The sequence below is a fragment of the uncultured Luteimonas sp. genome (assembly GCF_947492465.1).
Classification (GTDB): domain Bacteria; phylum Pseudomonadota; class Gammaproteobacteria; order Xanthomonadales; family Xanthomonadaceae; genus Luteimonas.
In genome coordinates, this window is the sequence record NZ_CANLNF010000004.1 from 196,319 (window position 1) to 218,262 (window position 21,944).

A 21,944-nucleotide genomic window follows, 5' to 3' on the forward strand; every position below is an offset into this window, starting at 1 on the left:
AGGGGTGTTACGCGGCATGGCGGCATGCCGGCTGCTGTTGGCGTCGTCACTTTCAACCCCTCCCGGTCTACGAATGGACGCGATCAACCCGAGTTGTGGGGCCGCTGCCTGGAGACGTGGCCCGTGCATCGCGACGCTGTCGAGCGGCGCCTTCTGTTGCGATGCGGGTCGAGAATAGTGGCGCGTTCAATAACGTTCTAATGAATTAAACGAGTAGATGGATATCCGATTGCGTATGCGCCGCGCAGCCATTCCAATCCCGCCAACTGCCATTCCCGAAGCGGGATGGCTGCACCCCCGCGGCGCCGCCTATGCTGCCGCGCCAGGGCGATTCGCCGCGGCCATCCGGGAGTTGCGTGGACACGATCCGATCGTTCGGCCGGCTGGATGACGGTTGCCAGGTCCATGCGTACCGCATCGGCGAGGCCGATGGCGTGTGCGCGGAGATCCTCGATCTCGGCGGCATCCTCGCGCGCTTGCGCGTGCCCGGCGACACGGGGCGGGTGGACGCGGTGCTGGGCCTGCCCGACGCCCGCGCGTATTTCGGCGATCCGGCCTTTCTCGGCATCCTGGTCGGGCGCTACGGCAACCGCATCGGCGGCTCGCGCTTCGCCCTCGACGGCCAGGCGCACCTGCTCGCCGCCAACGAGGGGCGCAACCACCTGCACGGCGGCCTGCTCGGTTTCGGGCGGCGCCTCTGGACGGTCGAGGATCATCGGGCCGATGCGCTGGTGCTGCGGCTGCGCTCGCCGGCGGGCGAGGAGGGGTATCCGGGCAACCTCGACGTGCTGGCGACGTACCGCATCGCGGGCGATCGCCTGCAGCTGCGCTTCGACGCGTCGACCGACGCGGCCACGCCGTTCAATCCCACGCACCATCCCTATTTCAACCTGGCCGGCGACGCTTCGGTGCCGGCGTCCGCCCAGGTGCTGCAGGTGCCCGTCGCCGGCGTGCTGCCGGTCTCGGACGACCTGATTCCGCTGGGCCATGTCGAGCCGGTGGCGGGCACGGCCTTCGATTTCCGCACTGCCGCGACCCTGCAGGCCAGGATCGACCGCGACGACCCGCAACTGCGCATCGCCGCCGGCTACGACCACTGCCTCGTGCTCGAACCCGATCGCGCCTGGGCGGCCGCGCTGTACTCGCCGCACAGCGGGGTGGCCATGCGCATCGACTGCGACGCGCCCGCGCTGCAGCTCTACGGCGGCCAGGCGCTCGCCCGCCAGCATCCGGGCCTGGGCGACGGACTGTGCCTGGAGCCGCAGGACTATCCGGACGCGCCCAACCAGCCGGCGTTTCCCGATGCGATCCTGCGGCCCGGCCGGGCGTACCGGCGTGACATCCTCTACCGGTTCGCCCGCCCCGGACGCGACTGCGCCTGGGACGACGTCGCAGCGGCGCTCGAACCCGCCTGACGCCGGCCGCCCCGCCGCGAGCCGACCTTCCTTTCCGCGCGGCAGCCCTGCCGCCCGCGCTTTTCCGTGGAGACCGCATCCGTGTCAACCATCCATCTCGCGATCGTCGGCGTCGGCAAGATCGTGCGCGACCAGCACCTGCCGGCCGTGGCCGGCAATCCCGATTTCCGGCTGGTCGCGGCCGCCAGCCGCAACGGGCGGGTCGAGGGCATCGACAACTTCGGTTCGATCGAGGAGATGCTGTCGGCGGTGCCGTCGATCCAGGCCGTGTCCCTGTGCATGCCGCCGCAATACCGCTACGCGGCCGCGGTGCAGGCGATCGCGGCCGGCAAGCACGTCTTCCTGGAGAAGCCCCCGGGGGCCACGCTCTCGGAGGTCGAGGACCTGGCCGCGCGCGCGGCCGCGCAGGGCGTGTCGCTGTTCGCCAGCTGGCATTCGCGCTTCGCGCCGGCCGTGGAGGCCGCCCGCGCGTTCCTGGCCGGCACCCGCATCCGCGCCATGCGCGTGACCTGGAAGGAGGACGTGCGCCAGTGGCATCCGGGACAGGCGTGGATCTGGCAGCCCGGTGGCCTCGGCGTGTTCGACCCGGGCATCAATGCACTGTCGATCGTCACCCGGATCCTGCCGCGGCCGGTCTACGCCACCGCCGCGACGCTGGAGTTCCCGGCGAACCGCGACGCCCCGATCGCGGCCTCGATCAGCTTCAGCGATGCGGCCGGCCTGGACCTGGTCGCCGAGTTCGACTGGCGCCAGACCGGGCGGCAGAGCTGGGACATCGTGGCCGACACCGATGCCGGGCAAATGCTGCTGTCCGAGGGCGGCGCCAAGCTGTCGGTGGACGGGCGCCAGCTGCACGGCGAGCCGGAGCAGGAATACCCGATGCTGTACCGGCGCTTTGCCGAGATCATCCGCGCCGGCCGCTCGGACGTGGACCTGGCGCCGCTGCGGCACGTGGCCGATGCGTTCATGCTCGGCAGGCGCCGGGTGGTGGAGGCGTTCGACGACTGACCATCGGCCGCCGCCTGCGGACGGATCCACGCCTCCCCGCGGCGGCTGCCCGATGGCGAGGCGACGGGCTCCCGCGCCGCGCGGCGCTGGCATACGGAAACAAATATCGATTTCTCGACCGATTGAATTGGATGCATATCCGTCAACCCGTCAGAATCGGGCATTGGCATTCACCGCGCTGACGGGCTGCACGATGCGATTGATCCAGTTGAGGGACGAGGCCGGGAACATCCGGGTGGGCGTGGTCGATGCCGATGGCGGGCAGGTGCGCGTGCTCGACGGCCCGTCAGGCACCTACGCCCTGGCCCTCGCCGCGATTGCCGCCGGATGCAGCCTGGCCGAGCAGGCGGCGGCCACGCCGGGCGAGGCCCGCCTCGACTACGCGACCCTGCTGCAGGCGGGCCGCGTGCTGGTCCCGCTGCACCATCCCGATCCCGCGCACTGCCTGGTCACCGGCACCGGCCTGACCCACCTGGGCAGCGCGGCGGCGCGCGACGCGATGCACCAGAAACTGCAGCAGGCCGACGAGGCCACGCTCACCGATTCGATGCGCATGTTCCAGTGGGGCGTGGAAGGCGGCATGCCGGACCCGGGCGAGCCGGGCGCGCAACCCGAATGGTTCTACAAGGGCGACGGCGCGATCCTCGCCGCGCCGGGAGAGGCGCTGGAGTCCCCCGATTTCGCGCTCGATGGTGGCGAGGAGCCCGAACTCGTCGGCCTGTACCTGATCGGCCCGGATGGCACGCCGCACCGGCTCGGTTTCGCGATCGGCAACGAATTCTCCGACCACGTTACCGAGCGCCAGAACTACCTGTACCTGGCGCATTCCAAGCTGCGCGCCTGCGCGGTCGGGCCGGAGCTGCGCGCCGGCCCGCTGCCGGCGGACCTGCGCGGCAGCAGCCGCCTGCGACGCGACGGCGCGGTGGTGTGGGAGAAGCCCTTCCTCACCGGCGAGGCCAACATGTGCCATTCGCTGGAAAACCTCGAATACCACCACTTCAAGTACGCCGCGCACCGGCGCCCGGGCGACGTGCACCTGCACTTCTTCGGCACCGCCACGCTGAGTTTCGCCGACGGCGTGCGCGCGCAGCCGGGCGACGTATTCGAGATCGAACTGCCGGAACTCGGCGCGCCGCTGCGCAACCCGTTGCGCACGGTCGCGGCCGGATTCGCACCCGGCGGCGTACGCGCGCTGTAAGGTGCAGCACGCCATGCGGGTTCCCGATCGCCGCGCGCCAGCGGCCCATCCCCCGGCGGGAACCCGGACCCCCAGGAATCAAGGAGACGCGACGTGACCGACCAACGCTTCAGCAGCTACATCGCCGGCCAGTGGGTCGAAGGCGAGGGCGACCACGCCAACGAGAACCCGTCCGACCTGGCATCGCCAGTCGGCCACTACGGCCGCGTCGATGCCGCGCGCACCGGGCAGGCGGTGGACGCGGCCGCGGCGGCGCTGCCGGCCTGGTCGCTGTCCAACCCGCAGCAGCGCGCCGACATCCTCGACGCGGTCGGCAGCGAGATCCTCGCGCGGAAGGAAGAGCTTGGCCGGCTGCTGGCCAGCGAGGAGGGCAAGACCCTGCCCGAGAGCATCGGCGAGGCGGCGCGTGCCGGGCAGATCTTCAAGTTCTTCGCCGGCGAAGCGCTGCGCATCCCCGGCGAGAAGCTGGCCTCCACCCGCCCGGGCGTCGATGTCGAGATCACGCGCGAGCCGGTCGGGACCGTGGGCATCATCGCGCCGTGGAACTTCCCGCTGGCGATCCCGGCCTGGAAGATAGCCCCGGCCCTGGCCTACGGCAATACGGTGGTGTTCAAGCCGGCCGAGATCGTGCCGGGCTGCGCCTGGGCGATCGCCGAGATCCTCTCGCGCGCAGGCCTGCCCGAGGGCGTGTTCAACATGGTGCTGGGCAGTGGCCGCACGGTTGGCCAGGCGCTGGTCACGCACAAGTCGCTCGACGCGCTGACCTTCACCGGATCGGTGCCGACCGGCCATGCCCTGCTCAAGCAGGCGGCCGAGCGCGCGCTCAAGGTGCAGCTGGAGATGGGCGGCAAGAACCCGCTGGTGGTCCTGGCCGATGCCGACCTGGACAAGGCGGTGGAGTGCGCGGTCAACGGTGCGTTCTTCTCCACCGGCCAGCGCTGCACCGCGTCCAGCCGCCTGATCGTGGAGAACGCGGTCTACGACGAGTTCGTCGCGCGCATGCAGGCGCGGCTGGCGAAGATCCGCGTCGGCGATCCGCTGGAAGCGGGCACCGACATTGGCCCGGTCGCCAGCGGCGCCCAGCTCGAGACCGACCTGTCCTACATCCAGGCCGGCCACGACGACGGCGGCGAACTGCTGGCCGGTGGCGGGATGGTGGAGGGCAAGACCAAGGGCCACTTCCTGGCGCCCACGCTGTTCTCGGCCAAGCCGGACGACCGCATCGTGCGCGAGGAGATCTTCGGGCCGGTCGCAGCCGTGTTGCGCGCGGACGATTACGAACAGGCGCTGGCGATGGCCAACGACACCGAGTTCGGGCTGTGCGCGGGCATCTGCACCACCTCGCTCAAGTACGCCACGCATTTCAAGCGGCACGCACAGGCGGGCATGGTGATGGTCAATCTGCCGACCGCGGGCGTGGATCCGCACGTGCCGTTCGGCGGCCGCAAGGCCTCCAGCTACGGTCCGCGCGAGCAGGGGCGCTATGCGGTGGAGTTCTACACCACGGTCAAGACCGCCTATACCGCGGCCTGAGTCCGCGGGATGCCCGGTCCGGCGTGCAGGCGCCGGGTCGTGGCAGGATGGTGGTAGCGCAAACATTCGACGGGAGGGAGCGATGCGCAAGGTTCTGGGTGTGGCGGCGCTGCTGTGCGCCGCGGTACTGGCCGGCTGTTCCGGCGGGGGCGAGGGAGCTGGCGGCACCGGTAGCGATGCGATCACGGTCGGCTTCAGCCAGGTGGGTGCGGAAAGCGAGTGGCGCACCGCGAACACGCGTTCGGTGAAGGAGGCGCTGGCGGCGCCCGAGTTCAACCTCAAGTTCTCCGACGCGCAGCAGAAGCAGGAGAACCAGATCAAGGCGTTGCGTTCGTTCATCGCCCAGGGCGTGGACGTGATCGCCTTCTCGCCGGTGGTCGAAACCGGCTGGGACACCGTGCTGCGCGAGGCCAAGGCAGCCGGCATCCCGGTGGTGCTGACCGACCGCGCGGTCAACGTCTCGGACGAGTCGCTGTACGCGACCCTGATCGGCTCCGACTTCGTCGAGGAAGGCCGCCGCGCGGCGCGCTGGCTGGTCGAGGACAGCGCGGGCCAGGCCGGGCCGGTGCGCATCGTCGAACTGCAGGGCACCGTGGGGTCGGCCCCCGCCAACGACCGCATGAAGGGCTTCAAGGAAGTCATCGACGCGGACCCGCGCTTCCAGATCGTGCGTTCGCAGAGCGGCGATTTCACCCGTGCGCGCGGCAAGGAGGTGATGGAAGCCTTCCTCAAGGCCGAGGGAAGCGAGATCGACGTGCTGTTCGCGCACAACGACGACATGGCGATCGGCGCGATCCAGGCGATCGAGGAAGCCGGCCTCAAGCCCGGCACCGACATCCGCATCGTCTCGATCGATGGCGTGCGTGGCGCGTTCGAGGCGATGAAGGCGGGCAAGCTCAACGCCACGGTGGAGTGCAATCCGCTGCTGGGCGAGCAGCTGGCGCAGCTGATCCGCGACGTGCATGCCGGGCGCGAAGTGCCCAGGCGCGTGCAGGTGGAGGAGGGCGTGTTCACCCGCGAACAGGCCGAGGCGGAACTGCCGAACCGCAAGTACTGAGCACGCCGGGGGAGTCCGCAAACGGTTCTGCACCGACGCGTGCGGCGCTGCCCGCGTTCTCCCGCCTGCGCGGACTGACGTCGATGGCTTCCATGTCGTGGTGCCGATGGATGGACACTTGAGCAAGGTCGTGCTGCACGCGGAGGGACTGCACAAGCGGTTCGGCGCCACCCGTGCGCTCGACGGCGCCGGCCTGTGCCTGCGCGCCGGCGAGATCCACGCGCTGATGGGCCAGAACGGCGCCGGCAAGTCGACCCTGATCAAGCTGCTCACCGGCGTGGAAACCCCCGACGCAGGCAGCGTGGTCCTGGAGGGCCGCGCGATCGCGCCGGCCAGTCCGCTCGATGCGCAGCACGCGGGGATCAGCACGGTCTACCAGGAGGTCAATCTCTGTCCCAACCTCTCGGTGGCCGAGAACCTGTACGCCGGGCGCTATCCACGCCGTTTCGGGATGATCGACTGGCAGCGCGTGCGCGCAGGCGCGCGCCAGCTGCTGGCCGAACTGCACCTGGACCTGGATGTCGACCGGCCGCTGTCGTCCTGCCCGGTCGCGATCCAGCAGATGGTGGCGATCGCGCGCGCGCTGGGCGTATCGGCGAAGGTGCTGATCCTCGACGAACCCACCTCCAGCCTGGACGAGGGCGAGGTGCGCGAGCTGTTCGCGGTGATGCGGCGGCTGCGCGAGCGCGGCATGGCGATCCTGTTCGTCACCCACTTCCTCGACCAGGTCTATGCGGTGTCCGACCGCATCACCGTGCTGCGCAACGGTGGCCTGGTCGGCGAGTACCTGCCGGCCGACCTGCCCCAGGCCGCGCTGGTGCGCGCGATGGTCGGGCGCGAGGTCGAGCTGGCGGGCGGACGCGATGCGGCCGCGCCGTCGCCGCAGGACGCGGCGGTGGTGGTCGAGGCGCGCGGCCTGGGACGTCGCGGTAGCCTGCATCCGGTGGACCTGCAGCTGCGCGCGGGCGAAGTGCTGGCGCTGGGCGGCCTGCTCGGCGCCGGCCGTACCGAGCTGGCGCGCCTGCTGTTCGGCCTCGACCGGGCCGGCAGCGGCGAACTGCGCGTCGGCGGCGAAAAGGTCGACCTGCAGCATCCGGCCGACGCGGTGGCGCGGGGGCTGGCGCTGTGCCCGGAGGAGCGCAAGACCGAAGGCATCGTCGCCGGCCTGTCGGTGCGCGAGAACATCGTGCTGGCGCTGCAGGCGCGGCGCGGCTGGCGGCGCGCGCTGCCGCGCGCCGAACAGGAGCGGATGGCGGCCCGCTACGTCGACCTGCTCGGCATCCGCACCGCCGGCATCGAAACGCCCGCCGGTGCGCTGTCCGGCGGCAACCAGCAGAAGGTGGTGCTGGCGCGCTGGCTCGCCACGCAGCCGAGGCTGCTGATCCTCGATGAACCCACGCGCGGCATCGACATCGCCGCCAAGCAGGAAATCATGGCCGAAGTGGTGCGCCTGGCGCGCGAGGGCATGGCGGTGCTGTTCATTTCCGCCGAGATCGACGAACTCACCCGCCTGGGCGATCGCATCGCGGTGCTGCGCGAGCGGCGCATGGCCGGCGAACTGCCCGGCGGCAGCGATGGCCGCCAGGTGCTGGAACTGATCGCGGGGCAGGGCTGATGTCCGACGCGACCTCACCCCTGCCGCCGCCTTCGATCATGCGCCGCGCGTTCGGTCATCCGCTGGCCTGGCCGCTGCTGGCGCTGATCCTGCTGCTGGTCGGCAACGGCCTGTTCAACCCGGGCTTCCTGTCGCTGGAATGGCGCGACGGACGCCTGTACGGCAACCTCGTCGACATCGCCAACCGTGCCGCGCCGTTGATCCTGGTGTCGCTCGGCATGACCCTGGTGATCGCCGTGCGCGGCCTGGACATCTCGGTGGGTGCGGTCCTCGCCATCGCCGCGACCGTGGCGGCCTGGACGATCACGCGCATGACCGCAGGCGGCGGCACCGGCCTGGCCCCGCTGTTCGCCGCCGTCGCCGCCGCGCTTGCCGCGGCCGCGCTGTGCGGCGTCTGGAACGGCCTGCTGGTGGTGAAGGTGGGCATGCAGCCGATCATCGCCACCCTGATCCTGATGGTCGCCGGGCGCGGCATCGCGCAGCTGGTCAGCGACGGCCAGATCCTGACCATCTACTACCCGCCGTATGCCTATATCGGCGGCGGCTTCCTGCTGGGCCTGCCGTTCGCGCTGTTCCTGGTCGCAGCGGTGTTCGTCGCACTCAAGCTGCTGCTCGATCGCACCGCGCTGGGCCTGTTCGTGCGCGCGATCGGGCACAACCCGCTGGCCGCCCACGTGGCCGGCGTGCGTGCGCGGGCGATCACGCTGTCGCTGTACGTGTTCAGCGGCTTCTGCGCCGGGCTGGCGGGCCTGCTGGTCAGCTCCAACGTCGCCAGCGCCGACGCCAACAACGCCGGCCAGCTGCTCGAACTCGACGCGATCCTCGCCGTCGCGCTTGGCGGCACGGCGCTGGCCGGTGGACGCTTCAGCCTGGCCGGCAGCCTGGTGGGCGCCCTGATCATCCAGGCGTTGACCACCACCATCTACGCCATCGGCGTGCCGCCGCAGGTCAACCTGGTGGTCAAGGCATTGCTGGTGCTGGCGGTGCTGCTGCTGCAATCGCCCGAGTTCCGCGGCCAGCTGCGCGCGCTGGTCACGCCGCCGGCACGGGGGCAGGCATGAGCGCGGTGCCGCTGCGCGCGATGCTGCGCCCCGGCGGGCTGGCGCGGCTGTGGCGCGATCCGCGCATGGTCTCGCTGGCGGTCACCGTGGCGCTGTTCCTCGGCATGTCGATCGCCGGCGGGGTGCTCTACGACGGCTTCCTGCGCCCGCAGGTGTTCCTCAACCTGTTCATCGACAACGGCTTCCTGCTGATCGTCGCGGTCGGCATGACCTTCGTGATCCTGACCGGCGGCATCGACCTGTCGGTGGGCGCGGTGATCGCCTTCAGCACGGTGCTGCTGGCCAGCCTGGTGCAACAGCACGGCTGGCACCCGCTGCCGGCGATCGCGCTGGTGCTGGGGGTGGGCACCGCGTTCGGTGCGCTGATGGGCGTGCTGATCCAGCGCTACCGCCTGCAGCCGTTCGTGGTGACCTTGGCGGGCATGTTCCTGGCGCGCGGCGCGGCGACGCTGGTGAGCGTGGAATCGATCGGCATCGACCATGCCTTCCACGTCGCCGTGGCCAGCCTGCGGATCCCGCTGGGACCTGGTGCCTCGCTGTCGGCCGGCGCGCTGGTCGCGCTGCTCGTGGTGGTCGCCGGCGCGCTGCTGGCGGGGATGACGCGCTTCGGCCGCACCGTCTACGCCATCGGCGGCAACGAGCAGTCGGCGCGGCTGATGGGACTGGCGGTGGATCGCACCCTGGTGCAGGTCTACGCGCTGAGCGGCTTCTGTTCCGCGCTCGGGGGCGTGGTCTACACCTTCTACATGCTCAGCGGCTACAGCCTGCACGCGATGGGCCTGGAACTGGATGCGATCGCCGCGGTGGTGATCGGCGGCACGTTGCTGGCGGGCGGCAGCGGCTACGTGCTGGGCACGGTGTTCGGCGTGCTGGTGCTGGGCCTGATCCAGACCCTGATCGTGTTCGACGGTACGCTCAGCTCGTGGTGGACGCGCATCGCGATCGGCGCGCTGCTGCTGGCGTTCTGCCTGCTGCAGCGGCTGCTGGCGCGGCGTGGCGGAGCGGGCTGAGCTGCTCCGGTTGGTCCCGATGCAGCGGTGGATGCGGCACCGGAGCGGGGCCGGCCCGGCGGGCGCAAGCGGTCGAGCCAGCGCTGCCACGCCATGTACAGGTTCTGGGAGGACGACAGTGAAACCGGGACGGCTCCTGCGACTGCTGCTCCTGCTGGCCTGCGCGCTGCCGATGGGCACGGCGCAGGCGGCCAGCTGGAGTGCCGACAACGGCAACGGCAGCTTCACCAATCCGCTGTTCTACGACGAGTTCTCCGATCCGGACCTGATCCGCGTCGGCGACTGGTTCTACATGACCGGTACCACCATGCACGCGGTGCCGGGCCTGCCGCTGCTGCGCTCGCGCGACCTGGTGAACTGGGAGTTCGTCTCGTATGCGATGCCGTCGTTTCCGGATGGACCGGAGTACCGGCTCGAGGGCGGGCAGGACCTCTACGGCCAGGGCATCTGGGCGCCGGTGCTGCGCCATCACGATGGCCGCTTCCACATCTTCTCCAACATCAACGGACGCGGCCTGCACGTATTCACCGCCACCGATCCGGCCGGCCCGTGGACGCATTCGAAGATCGACCGCAACCTGCACGACCTTTCGGTGCTGTTCGACGACGATGGCCGGGTGTGGGCGGTATTCGGCTACAACGAGGTGCGGCTGGTGGAGTTGCGCGCCGACCTGTCGGGCGTGGTCGAGGGCAGCGAGCGGGTGATCATCCCCGCCGGCAACGGCATGGGCGAGGGCCACCATTTCTACAGGGTGGACGGTCGCTACTTCATCATCAGCGCCAACTACGCGCCGGTGGGCCGCATGCAGGCCGCGCGCGCCGAACACCTGGACGGGCCGTGGGAAACGGTGGCGATCAGCGCCAGCGAGACCATGGGATTCCAGCGCGGCTGGTGGGAAGACGGCGTCGGCCAGCGCTCGCCGATTCCCGACGACGGCACGGCGTTCTCCGCGCACCGGCCCGCCGGCAACGCGCTCGGCGCGGTGCCGCTGCACCAGGGCGGGATCGTGCAGCTGGCCAACGGCGACTGGTGGGGCTTCTCGATGATGGACCTGAAGTCGATCGGCCGCACCACCTTCCTCTCGCCGGTGACCTGGCACGAGGGCTGGCCCTACTTCGGCCTGGCGGGGAACCTGGGCCGTTCGCCGCGCACCTGGCGCAAGCCGGACGTGGGCATCGACATGCAGCCGCGGGCGCCATACCGGCGCGACGACGATTTCTCCGCGCCGAGGCTGCAGCCGGTCTGGCAGTGGAACCACCAGCCACATGACGGCAAATGGTCGCTGTCCGACCGGCCGGGCCGGCTGCGCCTGCATACGCTGCCGGCGACAGGCTTCCTCACCGCGCGCAATACGCTGACCCAGCGCGTGGTCGGTCCCGAGTCCACCGCCACGGTGACCCTGGATGCGGCCGGCCTGGTGCCCGGCGACATCGCCGGCCTCGGCCTGCTCAACATGCCGGCCGCCTGGCTCGCGGTGGTGCAGGACGCGCACGGCCGCGTGCTGCGCTGGTACAGCCAGGCGGCGCATCGCCATATCGACGTGCCATTGCCGTCGGCCACGGTGCGCCTGCGCGTGCATGGCGACCACGACCAGGACCTGGCGCAGTTCGCCTACAGCGTCGATGGCGGTGCGTTCACGCCGATCGGCGAACCGGTGCGGCTGCCGTACCAGCTCAAGACCTTCCAGGGCACGCGCCATGCGCTGTTCGCCTACAACCGTGGCGGCGTGAGCGGCGGACACGCGGACTTCGACGATTTCAGCGTGGTCGAACTCCTGGCCGACCGCTCGCGTAACATCCCGTTCGGGCAGGTGATCACCCTGGCGAACCGGGGCGACGGCAGCGTCGGCCACGTGCACGCGCTGGGGGTGCTGCAGCCGGTGTCGCCGGACTCGGCCGAGGCGCGCGCGACAGCGGCGCGCTTCCGCGTGCACGACCGCGGCGCGGGCCAGGTGGCGCTGGAGGCGATGGACGGCAGCGGCTTCCTCACCGTCGTGGGTATCGGCCTGTCGGCCGACGTGCGCCTGCTGCCGGAGCATCCCGTGGACAGCCGCTTCATGTGGCAGGACCTGCTGCGCGGCGAATTCATGCTGCTGTCGATCAAGACGCATCGCTACCTTGGCATCCTGCCCGGTAGCGGCGAACCCTATGGCGCGGATCGTCCCGGCACGCGGCCGGATCGACGCGATGGCACGGTGCTGACATGGGAAGGCGTGGATCCCGGGGACCGGTGACGCGCACCGCGCGCCGCGCAGTGGGCCGGCCCGTCCGCGAGACGGTGGTCTCCAAGGGGTCTCCAGTTTTCCGCCAGCGCGTCCCGACCGGTTCACGGTCGCGCTTGGCTCCCGCCTCCGCTTGCGGGGGAGGGGAGCGTTGATACGGTCCCAGCTTCCGCCGGCTTCACAGACCGAGAAATCCGCTACCCGGCGCCCCGGATCGCCTATTCAGACTTCCAGCGTGGCCAGGTCGCCCTTCTGCTCCAGCCACGCCTTGCGGTCGCCCGCGCGCTTCTTCGCCAGCAGCATGTCCATCAGGCCGCGGGTTTCGCCATCGTCGTCGATGGTCAGCTGCACCAGTCGCCGCGTGTCGGGATGGATCGTGGATTCTCGCAGCTGCGAGGGGTTCATCTCGCCCAGGCCCTTGAAGCGGGTGACGTTGACCTGGCCCTTGAGCTTCTCGCGCTGGATCTTCTCGACCAGCAGGCGCTTTTCCTCTTCGTCCAGGGCGTAGAACACCTGCTTGCCCACGTCGACGCGGAACAGCGGCGGCATCGCCACGAAGATGTGGCCGGCGCGCACCAGCGCCGGGAAGTGGCGCAGGAACAGCGCCGACAGCAGGGTCGCGATGTGCAGGCCGTCCGAATCGGCGTCGGCCAGGATCACCACCTTGCCGTAGCGCAGGCCGGTGATGTCGTCCTTGCCGGGATCGCAGCCGATGGCCACGGCCAGGTCGTGCACTTCCTGCGAGGCGAGCACGCCGCCGGACGCGACCTCCCAGGTGTTGAGGATCTTGCCGCGCAGCGGCAGGATCGCCTGGAAGTCCTTGTCGCGCGCCTGACGGGCGCTGCCGCCGGCCGAGTCGCCCTCGACCAGGAACAGTTCGGTGCGCGAGAGGTCCTGGCTGATGCAGTCGGCCAGCTTGCCGGGCAGGGCGGGACCCTGGGTGACCTTCTTGCGGACGATCTGCTTCTCGGTCTTGAGCCGCGCACTGGCGCGCTCGATCGCCAGCTGCGCGATCCGCTCGCCCAGGTCCACGTGCTGGTTGAGCCACAGGCTGAAGGCATCGTGCGCCGCGCCCTCGACGAAGCCCGCGGCCTGGCGCGAGGACAAGCGCTCCTTGGTCTGGCCGCTGAACTGCGGATCGGTCATCTTCATCGACAGGACGAAGGACACGCGGTCCCACACGTCCTCCGGCGCCAGCTTGACCCCGCGCGGCAGCAGGTTGCGGAAGTCGCAGAACTCGCGCAGCGCGTCGGTGAAGCCGGTGCGCAGGCCGTTGACGTGGGTGCCGTGCTGTGCGGTCGGGATCAGGTTGACGTAGCTCTCCTGCACCAGCTCGCCGTCCGGCACCCAGGCCACCGCCCAGTCGGCGGTTTCGGTGTCCTTCCGCAGCGCACCGACGAACAGTTCCGGCGGCAGCAGCTCGCGGCCGGCCAGCTCGCCCTTGAGGTAGTCGCGCAGGCCGTCCTCGAAATACCAGCGGTCGCGCTCGCCGGTGGCCTCGTCGAGCAGGGTGACGGTCAGGCCGGGGCACAGCACCGCCTTGGCGCGCAGCAGGTGGCGCAGGGCGCGCAGGCTGAACTTGGGGCTGTCGAAGTACTTCGCGTCCGGCCAGAACCGCACGCGGGTGCCGGTGTTCTTCCTGCCCACCGATCCCACCACTTCCAGCGGCGTGGCGCGGTCGCCATCGCGGAAGGTGATGCGGTGCTCGCTGCCGTCGCGCTTGATGTGCACTTCCACCAGGGTCGAGAGCGCGTTGACCACGCTCACGCCCACGCCGTGCAGGCCGCCGGAGAAGGTGTAGTTCCTGTTGTTGAACTTGCCGCCGGCGTGCAGCCGGGTGAGGATCAGCTCGACGCCGGGGATCTTCTCTTCCGGATGGATGTCCACCGGCATGCCGCGGCCGTCGTCGGACACCTCGCAACTGCCGTCACTGAACATGGTCACCGCGATTTCGCGCGCGTGGCCGGCGAGGGCCTCGTCCACCGCGTTGTCGATGACTTCCTGCGCCAGGTGGTTGGGCCGCGTGGTGTCCGTATACATGCCCGGGCGGCGCTTGACCGGATCCAGGCCGGAGAGGACTTCGATGTCGGCGGCGTTGTAGCGGGAATTCATCGGCTGCGGCGTTCTGGGGGCGGGTCCTGCGAGGCGCGCAGGATGCGGGCCGGCGGCAGGGGGGTCAAGGCTGGCCCGGAACCGTCGCGGATCCCGCGACGGATGGTGTCGGACACCGGTCCGGAGGCCACGCCGGCCCTGCTCACGCGCTGGCGCGAGGCGATGGGGGTGGTTGGCGACATGTTCACCCGGCGTTACCGGACCGGTTGAGTCCAGTCCTGCCGGGCGCGGCGCGCCTGGCCGGAGCCCGGACCGGCCCCGCCGTGACGGCCGGGATGGTCGCGGGCGGCGCCGCGGACGGGCCAGCCGGGGGCGCGTGCCTGTAGAATGGGGCTTTCCAGCGGGTGCACACTCCCCATGACTTCCCCCAGTTCCGTCACTCCGCTCGTTTTCGTCACCGGCGGCGTGGTGTCCTCGCTCGGCAAGGGCATCGCGGCCGCCTCGCTCGCCGCGATCCTCGAGGCCCGCGGCCTCAAGGTGACGATGATGAAGCTGGACCCCTACATCAACGTCGATCCGGGCACGATGAGCCCGTTCCAGCACGGCGAGGTGTATGTCACCGACGACGGCGCCGAAACCGACCTCGACCTCGGCCACTACGAGCGCTTCATCAACGTCCGCCTGTCGGGCAGGAACTCGATCACCACCGGCAAGATCTACGAGGCCGTGATCCGCAAGGAGCGCCGCGGCGACTACCTCGGCGCGACGGTGCAGGTGATCCCCCACATCACCGACGAGATCAAGCGCTGCATCGACGCGGCCACCCAGGGCTTCGACGTCGCTCTGGTGGAGATCGGCGGCACGGTGGGCGACATCGAATCGCTGCCCTTCCTGGAGGCGATCCGCCAGATCCGCACCGACCGCGGCCCCGACAAGGCGATGTTCATGCACCTGACCCTGGTGCCGTACATCGCCGCGGCCGGGGAACTCAAGACCAAGCCGACCCAGCATTCGGTCAAGGAGTTGCGTTCGATCGGCATCCAGCCCGACGTGCTGGTGTGCCGCAGCGAACAGCCGCTGCCCGACGGCGAGCGGCGCAAGATCGCCTCGTTCACCAACGTCTCCGAGAAGGCGGTGATCTCGGCGATCGATCTGGACAACATCCACAAGATCCCGATGTGGCTGCACGCGCAGGGGCTGGACGCGCTGGTGGTCGAGCGCCTGCACCTGGACAAGGCCGCGCCGGCGGCCGACCTGTCGGAGTGGCTGTCGGTGGTGGACGCGGCCGAGCATCCGATCGACGAAGTCACCATCGCGGTGGTGGGCAAGTACGTCGACCACAAGGACGCCTACAAGTCGGTTGGCGAGGCGCTCAAGCATGGCGGCATCCGCCAGCGCACGCGGGTCAACCTGCGCTGGATCGAATCGCAGGACATCGAGCGCGACGGCGCCGAGAAGACGCTGCAGGGCGTGGACGGCGTGCTGGTGCCCGGTGGCTTCGGCGACCGCGGCTTCGAAGGCAAGGTGCTGGCGGCGCGGCATGCGCGCGAGCGCGGCCTGCCGTACTTCGGCATCTGCTACGGCATGCAGGCGGCGGTGGTCGATTTCGCCCGCCACGTGGCCGGCCTGGAAGGTGCCAACAGCACCGAGAACGACCGCCAGAGCCCGCATCCGGTGATCGGCCTGATCACCGAGTGGCGTACCAGCAGCGGCGAGGTCGAGAAGCGCGACGACAATTCCGACCTCGGCGGCACCATGCGCCTGGGCCTGCAGGAACAGCGCATCAAGCCCGGCACGAAGGCGCGCGAGCTGTACGGCAAGGACGTGGTCGGCGAGCGCCATCGCCACCGCTACGAATTCAACAACCGCTACCGCACCCAGCTCGAGGACGCGGGACTGGTGATCTCGGCCAAGTCGATGGACGACCTGTTGGTGGAGATGGTCGAACTGCCCGGGCATCCCTGGTTCATCGCCTGCCAGGCGCATCCGGAGTTCCTGTCCACCCCGCGCAACGGCCATCCGCTGTTCGTCGGCTTCATCCGCGCCGCCCGCGAGCACAAGGCCGGCGGCAAGCTGCTGAAGGAAGCCAAGGCGTGATGCGCCCATCCATGGCCAAGAGGGTCTTTTCATGAAGCTGTGCGGATTCGAGGTCGGCCTCGACCAGCCCCTGTTCCTGATCGCAGGCCCCTGCGTGATCGAATCCGAGCAACTGCAGCTGGATGTCGCCGGCCGGCTCAAGGAGATCACCGGGCGCCTCGGGATCAACTTCATCTTCAAGTCGAGCTTCGACAAGGCCAACCGCACCTCCGGCACGAGCTTCCGTGGCCCTGGCATGGAGGAGGGGCTGCGCGTGCTGGACGAGGTACGCCGCCAGCTCGGCGTGCCGGTGCTGACCGACGTGCACGAGTACACGCCGATGGATGAAGTGGCCTCGGTGGTCGACGTCCTGCAGACCCCGGCCTTCCTCGTGCGCCAGACCGATTTCATCAGGAAGGTGTGCAGCGCCGGCAAGCCGGTGAACATCAAGAAGGGCCAGTTCCTCTCCCCCTGGGACATGAAGCCGGTGGTGGAGAAGGCCAGGTCGACTGGCAACGATCAGATCATGGTCTGCGAGCGCGGCGCCTCCTTCGGCTACAACAACCTGGTCAGCGACATGCGCTCGCTCAGCGTGATGCGCGAAACCGGCTGCCCGGTGGTGTTCGACGCCACCCACTCGGTGCAGCTGCCCGGCGGGCAGGGCACCTCCAGCGGTGGCCAGCGCGAGTTCGTGCCGGTGCTGGCGCGCGCAGCGGTAGCCGTGGGCGTTGCGGGCGTGTTTGCCGAGACCCATCCGGATCCATCGAAGGCCCTGTCCGATGGCCCCAATGCCTGGCCGCTGGACCGGATGGAAGGCCTGCTGGAAACGCTGCTGGAACTTGATGCAGTGACCAAGCGGCACGGGTTCGCGGAGCAGTCGCTCTAGCCAACCCCGTCTTTGCAGGGCAGAGACGGCCGGGGATGCCTGTCGTGGGCGCCCGGGTTCTTGCACTCGCCTTCGCTCAGGCATCCAGCCATGTCCGCAGCGGGGTTGCGGGGGCTGTTGCCGCGAAATCAAGGAGGAGGCAGCGGCCAGCGGCCGCTGCCGGGGGACATTCGCGGCAACAGCCCCCGTAACGCCGCCTCCCGTGCTCCCCACGCGCCCGCACCCGACAACCGCAGCCTTCACCTGGCGCTCCGACCATCGCGCGCGCTTCCACAAACCCCGGGCTTCCCGTTCCCCGGCAACATGCGGCCACCAGGCGCGCAGACGATACTTTCTCCGGCAACCGACCCACCGCAAGTCGCGGAATCCAGTAAGAAAACCCCGGCACGCCGCGCTGTGCTCCGTTAAACTCACGGCCGACTCCACCCACCGGACGTTTCCGCCTCCATGACCAGCATTGCCAGGATCCACGCCCGCGAAATCCTCGACTCCCGCGGCAATCCCACCCTCGAAGCCGAAGTCACGCTCGCCGATGGATCGTTCGGCCGCGCCGCCGTGCCGTCCGGTGCCTCCACCGGCGCCAAGGAGGCGGTGGAGCTGCGCGACGGCGACAAGACGCGCTACCTGGGCAAGGGCGTGCTGAAGGCCGTCGGCAACGTCAACGGCACGATCGCCGAGACGCTGACCGGCTTCGATGCCGCCGACCAGGCCGGCCTCGACAAGCGCCTGATCGACCTCGACGGCACCGAGAACAAGGGTCGCCTGGGCGCGAACGCATTGCTCGCGGTTTCGCTGGCCAATGCACACGCGGTGGCCGCGTCGAAGAAGCTGCCCCTGTGGAAGCACCTGGCAGGCGGCCGCGCGCCGGTGCTGCCGGTGCCGATGATGAACATCATCAACGGCGGCGCGCACGCCGACAACAACGTCGATTTCCAGGAATTCATGGTGCTGCCGGTGGGCGCGGCCTCGTTCTCCGAGGCGCTGCGCTGCGGCACCGAGATCTTCCATGCGCTCAAGTCGGTGCTCAAGGGCCACGGCCTGAGCACGGCGGTCGGCGACGAGGGCGGCTTCGCCCCGGACTTCCGCAGCAACGTCGAGGCGCTGGACACCATCCTGGAAGCCATCGGCAAGGCCGGCTATAGCGCCGGCGACGACGTGCTGCTGGGCCTGGACGTGGCCTCGAGCGAGTTCCACGACAACGGCAAGTACAACCTGGTCGGCGAGAACAAGCGCCTGACCAGCGAACAGTTCGTCGACTTCCTGGCCGACTGGGCCGCGCAGTACCCGATCGTCACGATCGAGGACGGCATGGCCGAGGACGACTGGACGGGCTGGAAGCAGCTCACCGAGCGCGTCGGCAAAACGGTGCAACTGGTTGGCGACGACCTGTTCGTGACCAACCCGAAGATCTTCCGCGAGGGCATCGACTCGGGCACGGCAAACGCCATCCTGATCAAGGTCAACCAGATCGGCACGCTGACCGAGACGCTGGAGGCCATCGCCATGGCCGACGCGGCGAAGTACGCGGCGATCGTCTCGCACCGCTCCGGCGAAACCGAGGACACCACCATCTCGGACATCGCCGTGGCCACCACCGCGACCCAGATCAAGACCGGTTCCCTGTGCCGCAGCGACCGCGTGGCCAAGTACAACCAGCTGCTGCGCATCGAGGAACAGCTCGGCGCGGGTGCCAGGTACGCCGGCCGCGACGCGTTCGTCTCGCTCAAGCGCTGACGGATCGCGCCCATGCGCTGGTTGCGCGTGCTGCTGCTGGCGCTGCTGGTGCTGCTGGGGATCCTGCAGTACCGGCTGTGGTTCGCCGATGGCGGCCGCCAGGCGGTGGAGGCGCTGGACACGCGGGTGCAGGAGCAGCGCCGGCAGAACGAGGGACTGGGCCAGCGCAATGCCGCGCTGGCGGCCGAAGTGGCCGACCTCAAGTCGGGCGAGGCCGCGATCGAGGAACGCGCGCGCAACGAGCTGGGCATGATCCGGCCGGGCGAGACGTTCTACCGCGTGGTCGACGACGAGCGCCAGCCCGCGGAACTGGCGCCGCCCGCCGACGCGGAGCAGCCATGAGCGGCGCCGTGGTCCGCGCCGGACAGGCCTGGGCCATCGTGCCTGCCGCGGGGCGCGGCGAGCGCTTCGGCGGCGCGCTACCCAAGCAGTACGTCGAGGTCGCGGGTCGGCCCCTGATCGCGCACGCGCTGGAGGCGCTGCTGTCGCATCCGGGCGTGTGCGGCGCGGTGGTCGCGCTGGCCGCGGATGATCCCTGGTGGCCCGGCTGGAGCTCGCTCGCGGGCAAGCCGCTGCTGCGCGCCACCGGTGGCGACAGCCGCGCCGGTTCGGTGCTGGCCGCGCTGCAGGTGCTGCCCGACGAGGTGCGCGCCGACGAATTCGTGCTGGTGCACGACGCCGCACGGCCGAACCTGGGCCACGGCGACCTGGGCGCCCTGCTCGAACGCGGCCGCAACGATCCGGTCGGCGCCATCCTGGCCGCACCGGTGCGCGACACGCTCAAGCGCGCCGGCGACGACGGCGGCATCGACGCGACCGAACCGCGCGACCGCCTGTGGCGCGCGCTGACGCCGCAGCTGTTCCGCCGCCTGCAGCTCACGCGCGCGCTCGAAGCCGCGCGCGACGCGGGCGTCGAGGTCACCGACGAGGCGATGGCGATGGAGCGCCAGGGCATGCGCCCGCTGCTGGTCGAGGGCGACGAGGACAATTTCAAGATCACCACCGCCAGCGATCTCGCCAGGTTCGAATTCCTGCTGTCGCGGCGGTCGGGGCACGGAGAGGCGGGATGAAGCGATTGACGGCATTGGCGCTGGCGGGCCTGGCCTGGTCGGCGCCGGGCGCGTGCGCATGGGCGCAGACGCCCGCGGGCGAACTGGAAGCGTGCGTGGTCGCCGCGGCCAGCGACGACGACAAGCGCGTGCTGGCGCAGTGGATGTTCTCCGCGCTCGCCCTGCATCCGGACCTGGCGGGCATGTCCAGCGTCAGCGACGCGCAGCGCGACGAGGCGAACCGGAGCATGGCCGGGGTGCTGGAGCGCTTCCTGACCGTGGACTGCGCGGACCAGGCCGCGCTCGCGTTCCGCGCCGGCAGCGCCGAGATGGCGTTCCACCGGGCGTTCCTGCGGGTGGGGCAGCTGGCGGGCGAAAGCCTGTTCAACGACCCGGGTGTCGCTGCCGCCAGCGCGGGCGTCGTCGAGCACGTGGACATCCAGCGCATCGCCGGGCGGTTGGCACCATGACCGTGCGCATCGGCCAGGGGTACGACGTCCACGCCTTCGGCGAGGGCGACCATGTGATGCTCGGCGGCCTGCGCGTGCCGCACGAGCGCGGCGTGCTGGCGCACAGCGATGGCGACGTGGTCCTGCACGCGCTGTGCGACGCGATGCTGGGGGCGCTGGCGCTGGGCGACATCGGCACCCATTTTCCGCCGTCGGATGCGCGCTGGAAGGGTGCGGACAGCCGCGTGTTCCTGCGCCACTGCGACGCCCTGCTGCGCGAACGTGGCTGGCGCCTGGGCAACGCCGACGTCACCGTGGTCTGCGAGCGGCCGAAGGTGGGTCCGCATGCGCAGGCGATGCGCGAACTCATCGCCGCCGACCTCGGCGTCGGCATCGACGACATCAGCGTCAAGGCCACCACGAGCGAGCGCCTGGGCTTCACCGGCCGCGGCGAAGGCATTGCCGCGCTGGCGGCTTGCCTGCTCGTGCGCGCATGAGCGACGGCCCGGCAGGACTGCCGCGGGCGCACGGCGCGCCCGTGCTGCAGGCGCGCATCCGGCAGGCGCCGGAGGATTTCGTCGTCGAGGAGCTCGATGCGTTCGAGGCCAGCGGTGCCGGCGAACACCTGATCCTGACGATCGAGAAGCGCGCGCTCAATACCGCCTTCGTCGCGCGCAGGATCGCGCAGTGGGCAGGCGCGCCCGAATCGGCGGTGGGCTACGCCGGAATCAAGGATCGCCACGCGCTCACGCGCCAGCGCTTCACGGTGCAGTTGCCTGGCCGCGAGGCGCCGCCGCTGGAACTGCTTGCGTTCGAGGATGCGGCGAGCGGCGAATCGCTGCGGGTGCTGCAGGCGGCGCGCCATTCGCGCAAGCTGCCGCGCGGGGCGCTGGCGGGCAACCGCTTCGTGCTGGTGCTGCGCGGGGTGTCCGGCGACCGCGAAGCGATCGAGGCGCGGCTGCACGCGATCCTTGCCCGCGGCGTGCCCAACAGCTTCGGCGGCCAGCGTTTCGGACACGGCGGCGGCAATATCGGCAAGTCGCTGGCGATGTTCGGCGGCCGCCGCGTGCGCCGCGAGGAGCGGTCGATGCTGCTGTCGGCCGCGCGCTCGGAACTGTTCAACCGCGTGCTCGCCGCGCGCGTGGTCGCGGACAGCTGGGACCGGCCGCTCGACGGCGAGGTGTGGATGCTCGACGGCAGCCGCAGCGTCTTCGGTCCACAGCCGTTCGACGACAGCCTCGCTGCGCGGCTGGCCGCATTCGACATCCATCCGACCGGACCGCTGTGGGGACGTGGCGAGCTGCGCAGCAGTGGCGAGGCGCTCGCGCTGGAAACCGCCGCGCTGGACGACGCGGTGGCGCTGCGCCTGCGCAAGGGGCTGGAAGATGCCGGGCTGCGCCAGGAGCGCCGGGCGACGCGGCTGCGGGTCGACGGCCTGGCCTGGGCGTGGCAGGCGGACGGCGCGCTGCAGCTGCAGTTCGCACTGCCGCCGGGTGCCTATGCGACCAGCGTCCTGTTCGAACTGGGAGCGGTGGAGGATGCGGCGACGGGCGATCCGTTGCCGGAATAGTGCCCGTGCG

Annotated in this window: 18 protein-coding genes; 17 read left to right on the plus strand and 1 reads right to left on the minus strand. The window is 70.3% G+C overall.

The annotated features are described in order from the left end of the window. Positions 1-356: 356 nt before the first annotated feature. The 9 genes from Q0863_RS11380 to Q0863_RS11420 all read left to right on the plus strand — a co-directional run bounded on the left by Q0863_RS11380 (position 357) and on the right by Q0863_RS11420 (position 12,130). Positions 357-1,415 carry an aldose epimerase family protein gene (locus Q0863_RS11380; RefSeq protein WP_298577996.1) on the plus strand — a complete coding sequence of 353 codons (1,059 nt, stop codon included), beginning with the start codon at positions 357-359 and terminating at the stop codon, positions 1,413-1,415. Between the two features lie 81 nt (positions 1,416-1,496). Then, a complete protein-coding gene (locus Q0863_RS11385; protein ID WP_298577997.1) occupies positions 1,497-2,423 on the plus strand; it encodes a Gfo/Idh/MocA family oxidoreductase in 927 nt (308 codons plus the stop codon). A gap of 193 nt (positions 2,424-2,616) precedes the next feature. After that, positions 2,617-3,621: an AraD1 family protein gene (gene araD1 / locus Q0863_RS11390; RefSeq protein WP_345780524.1), complete on the plus strand. Its 1,005-nt coding sequence runs from the start codon at positions 2,617-2,619 to the stop codon at positions 3,619-3,621. A 93-nt stretch (positions 3,622-3,714) separates the two neighbouring features. Next, complete coding sequence (locus Q0863_RS11395) at positions 3,715-5,154, plus strand: aldehyde dehydrogenase family protein (protein ID WP_298577999.1); 1,440 nt, start codon at positions 3,715-3,717, stop codon at positions 5,152-5,154. 82 nt (positions 5,155-5,236) lie between these two features. After that, entirely contained in the window at positions 5,237-6,211 is a 975-nt protein-coding gene (locus Q0863_RS11400; RefSeq protein ID WP_298578000.1) for an ABC transporter substrate-binding protein, read from the plus strand. A gap of 118 nt (positions 6,212-6,329) precedes the next feature. Beyond that, on the plus strand, positions 6,330-7,826 hold the full coding sequence (locus Q0863_RS11405; protein WP_298578001.1) for a sugar ABC transporter ATP-binding protein: 1,497 nt from the start codon (positions 6,330-6,332) through the stop codon (positions 7,824-7,826). Next, positions 7,826-8,887: an ABC transporter permease gene (locus Q0863_RS11410; protein ID WP_298578002.1), complete on the plus strand. Its 1,062-nt coding sequence runs from the start codon at positions 7,826-7,828 to the stop codon at positions 8,885-8,887. The genes Q0863_RS11405 and Q0863_RS11410 overlap by 1 nt, the downstream gene beginning before the upstream one ends. A gap of 20 nt (positions 8,888-8,907) precedes the next feature. Then, positions 8,908-9,897 carry a galactofuranose ABC transporter, permease protein YjfF gene (gene yjfF, locus Q0863_RS11415; protein WP_298578234.1) on the plus strand — a complete coding sequence of 330 codons (990 nt, stop codon included), beginning with the start codon at positions 8,908-8,910 and terminating at the stop codon, positions 9,895-9,897. Positions 9,898-10,015: 118 nt separating this feature from the next. Further along, positions 10,016-12,130: a glycoside hydrolase 43 family protein gene (locus tag Q0863_RS11420; protein WP_298578003.1), complete on the plus strand. Its 2,115-nt coding sequence runs from the start codon at positions 10,016-10,018 to the stop codon at positions 12,128-12,130. A gap of 210 nt (positions 12,131-12,340) precedes the next feature. Here Q0863_RS11420 and parE read toward each other — a convergent pair whose 3' ends face one another. Then, complete coding sequence (gene parE, locus Q0863_RS11425) at positions 12,341-14,230, minus strand: DNA topoisomerase IV subunit B (protein WP_298578004.1); 1,890 nt, start codon at positions 14,228-14,230, stop codon at positions 12,341-12,343. Positions 14,231-14,587: 357 nt separating this feature from the next. Here parE and Q0863_RS11430 point away from each other — a divergent pair, with 357 nt between their 5' ends. The 8 genes from Q0863_RS11430 to truD all read left to right on the plus strand — a co-directional run bounded on the left by Q0863_RS11430 (position 14,588) and on the right by truD (position 21,934). Continuing rightward, on the plus strand, positions 14,588-16,267 hold the full coding sequence (locus Q0863_RS11430; protein WP_298578005.1) for a CTP synthase: 1,680 nt from the start codon (positions 14,588-14,590) through the stop codon (positions 16,265-16,267). 31 nt (positions 16,268-16,298) lie between these two features. Then, complete coding sequence (gene kdsA, locus Q0863_RS11435; protein ID WP_298578006.1) at positions 16,299-17,132, plus strand: 3-deoxy-8-phosphooctulonate synthase; 834 nt, start codon at positions 16,299-16,301, stop codon at positions 17,130-17,132. Between the two features lie 447 nt (positions 17,133-17,579). Continuing rightward, on the plus strand, positions 17,580-18,866 hold the full coding sequence (gene eno / locus Q0863_RS11440) for a phosphopyruvate hydratase (RefSeq protein ID WP_298578007.1): 1,287 nt from the start codon (positions 17,580-17,582) through the stop codon (positions 18,864-18,866). A 12-nt stretch (positions 18,867-18,878) separates the two neighbouring features. Further along, positions 18,879-19,208, plus strand: a complete 330-nt coding sequence (ftsB, locus tag Q0863_RS11445; protein ID WP_298578008.1) for a cell division protein FtsB — start codon at positions 18,879-18,881, stop codon at positions 19,206-19,208. Beyond that, entirely contained in the window at positions 19,205-19,936 is a 732-nt protein-coding gene (ispD, locus tag Q0863_RS11450) for a 2-C-methyl-D-erythritol 4-phosphate cytidylyltransferase (RefSeq protein ID WP_298578009.1), read from the plus strand. Before ftsB ends, ispD begins: the two co-directional genes overlap by 4 nt. Continuing rightward, complete coding sequence (locus Q0863_RS11455; protein WP_298578010.1) at positions 19,933-20,385, plus strand: hypothetical protein; 453 nt, start codon at positions 19,933-19,935, stop codon at positions 20,383-20,385. Before ispD ends, Q0863_RS11455 begins: the two co-directional genes overlap by 4 nt. After that, positions 20,382-20,861, plus strand: a complete 480-nt coding sequence (ispF, locus tag Q0863_RS11460; RefSeq protein ID WP_298578011.1) for a 2-C-methyl-D-erythritol 2,4-cyclodiphosphate synthase — start codon at positions 20,382-20,384, stop codon at positions 20,859-20,861. The genes Q0863_RS11455 and ispF overlap by 4 nt, the downstream gene beginning before the upstream one ends. Then, the gene (truD, locus tag Q0863_RS11465) at positions 20,858-21,934 is read left to right on the plus strand and encodes a tRNA pseudouridine(13) synthase TruD (RefSeq protein WP_298578012.1); all 1,077 of its coding nucleotides are present in this window, start codon (positions 20,858-20,860) and stop codon (positions 21,932-21,934) included. Before ispF ends, truD begins: the two co-directional genes overlap by 4 nt. The last annotated feature ends 10 nt before the right edge of the window (positions 21,935-21,944 follow it).

Coding starts and splice junctions, on each gene's coding strand:
- ispD (WP_298578009.1), top strand. CDS start 19,205: ATGAGCGGCGCCGTGGTCCGCGCCGGACAGGCCTGGGCCATCGTGCCT.
- parE (WP_298578004.1), bottom strand. CDS start 14,230: ATGAATTCCCGCTACAACGCCGCCGACATCGAAGTCCTCTCCGGCCTG.
- Q0863_RS11400 (WP_298578000.1), top strand. CDS start 5,237: ATGCGCAAGGTTCTGGGTGTGGCGGCGCTGCTGTGCGCCGCGGTACTG.
- eno (WP_298578007.1), top strand. CDS start 17,580: ATGACCAGCATTGCCAGGATCCACGCCCGCGAAATCCTCGACTCCCGC.
- ftsB (WP_298578008.1), top strand. CDS start 18,879: ATGCGCTGGTTGCGCGTGCTGCTGCTGGCGCTGCTGGTGCTGCTGGGG.
- yjfF (WP_298578234.1), top strand. CDS start 8,908: ATGCTGCGCCCCGGCGGGCTGGCGCGGCTGTGGCGCGATCCGCGCATG.
- truD (WP_298578012.1), top strand. CDS start 20,858: ATGAGCGACGGCCCGGCAGGACTGCCGCGGGCGCACGGCGCGCCCGTG.
- kdsA (WP_298578006.1), top strand. CDS start 16,299: ATGAAGCTGTGCGGATTCGAGGTCGGCCTCGACCAGCCCCTGTTCCTG.
- araD1 (WP_345780524.1), top strand. CDS start 2,617: ATGCGATTGATCCAGTTGAGGGACGAGGCCGGGAACATCCGGGTGGGC.
- ispF (WP_298578011.1), top strand. CDS start 20,382: ATGACCGTGCGCATCGGCCAGGGGTACGACGTCCACGCCTTCGGCGAG.
- Q0863_RS11430 (WP_298578005.1), top strand. CDS start 14,588: ATGACTTCCCCCAGTTCCGTCACTCCGCTCGTTTTCGTCACCGGCGGC.
- Q0863_RS11410 (WP_298578002.1), top strand. CDS start 7,826: ATGTCCGACGCGACCTCACCCCTGCCGCCGCCTTCGATCATGCGCCGC.
- Q0863_RS11455 (WP_298578010.1), top strand. CDS start 19,933: ATGAAGCGATTGACGGCATTGGCGCTGGCGGGCCTGGCCTGGTCGGCG.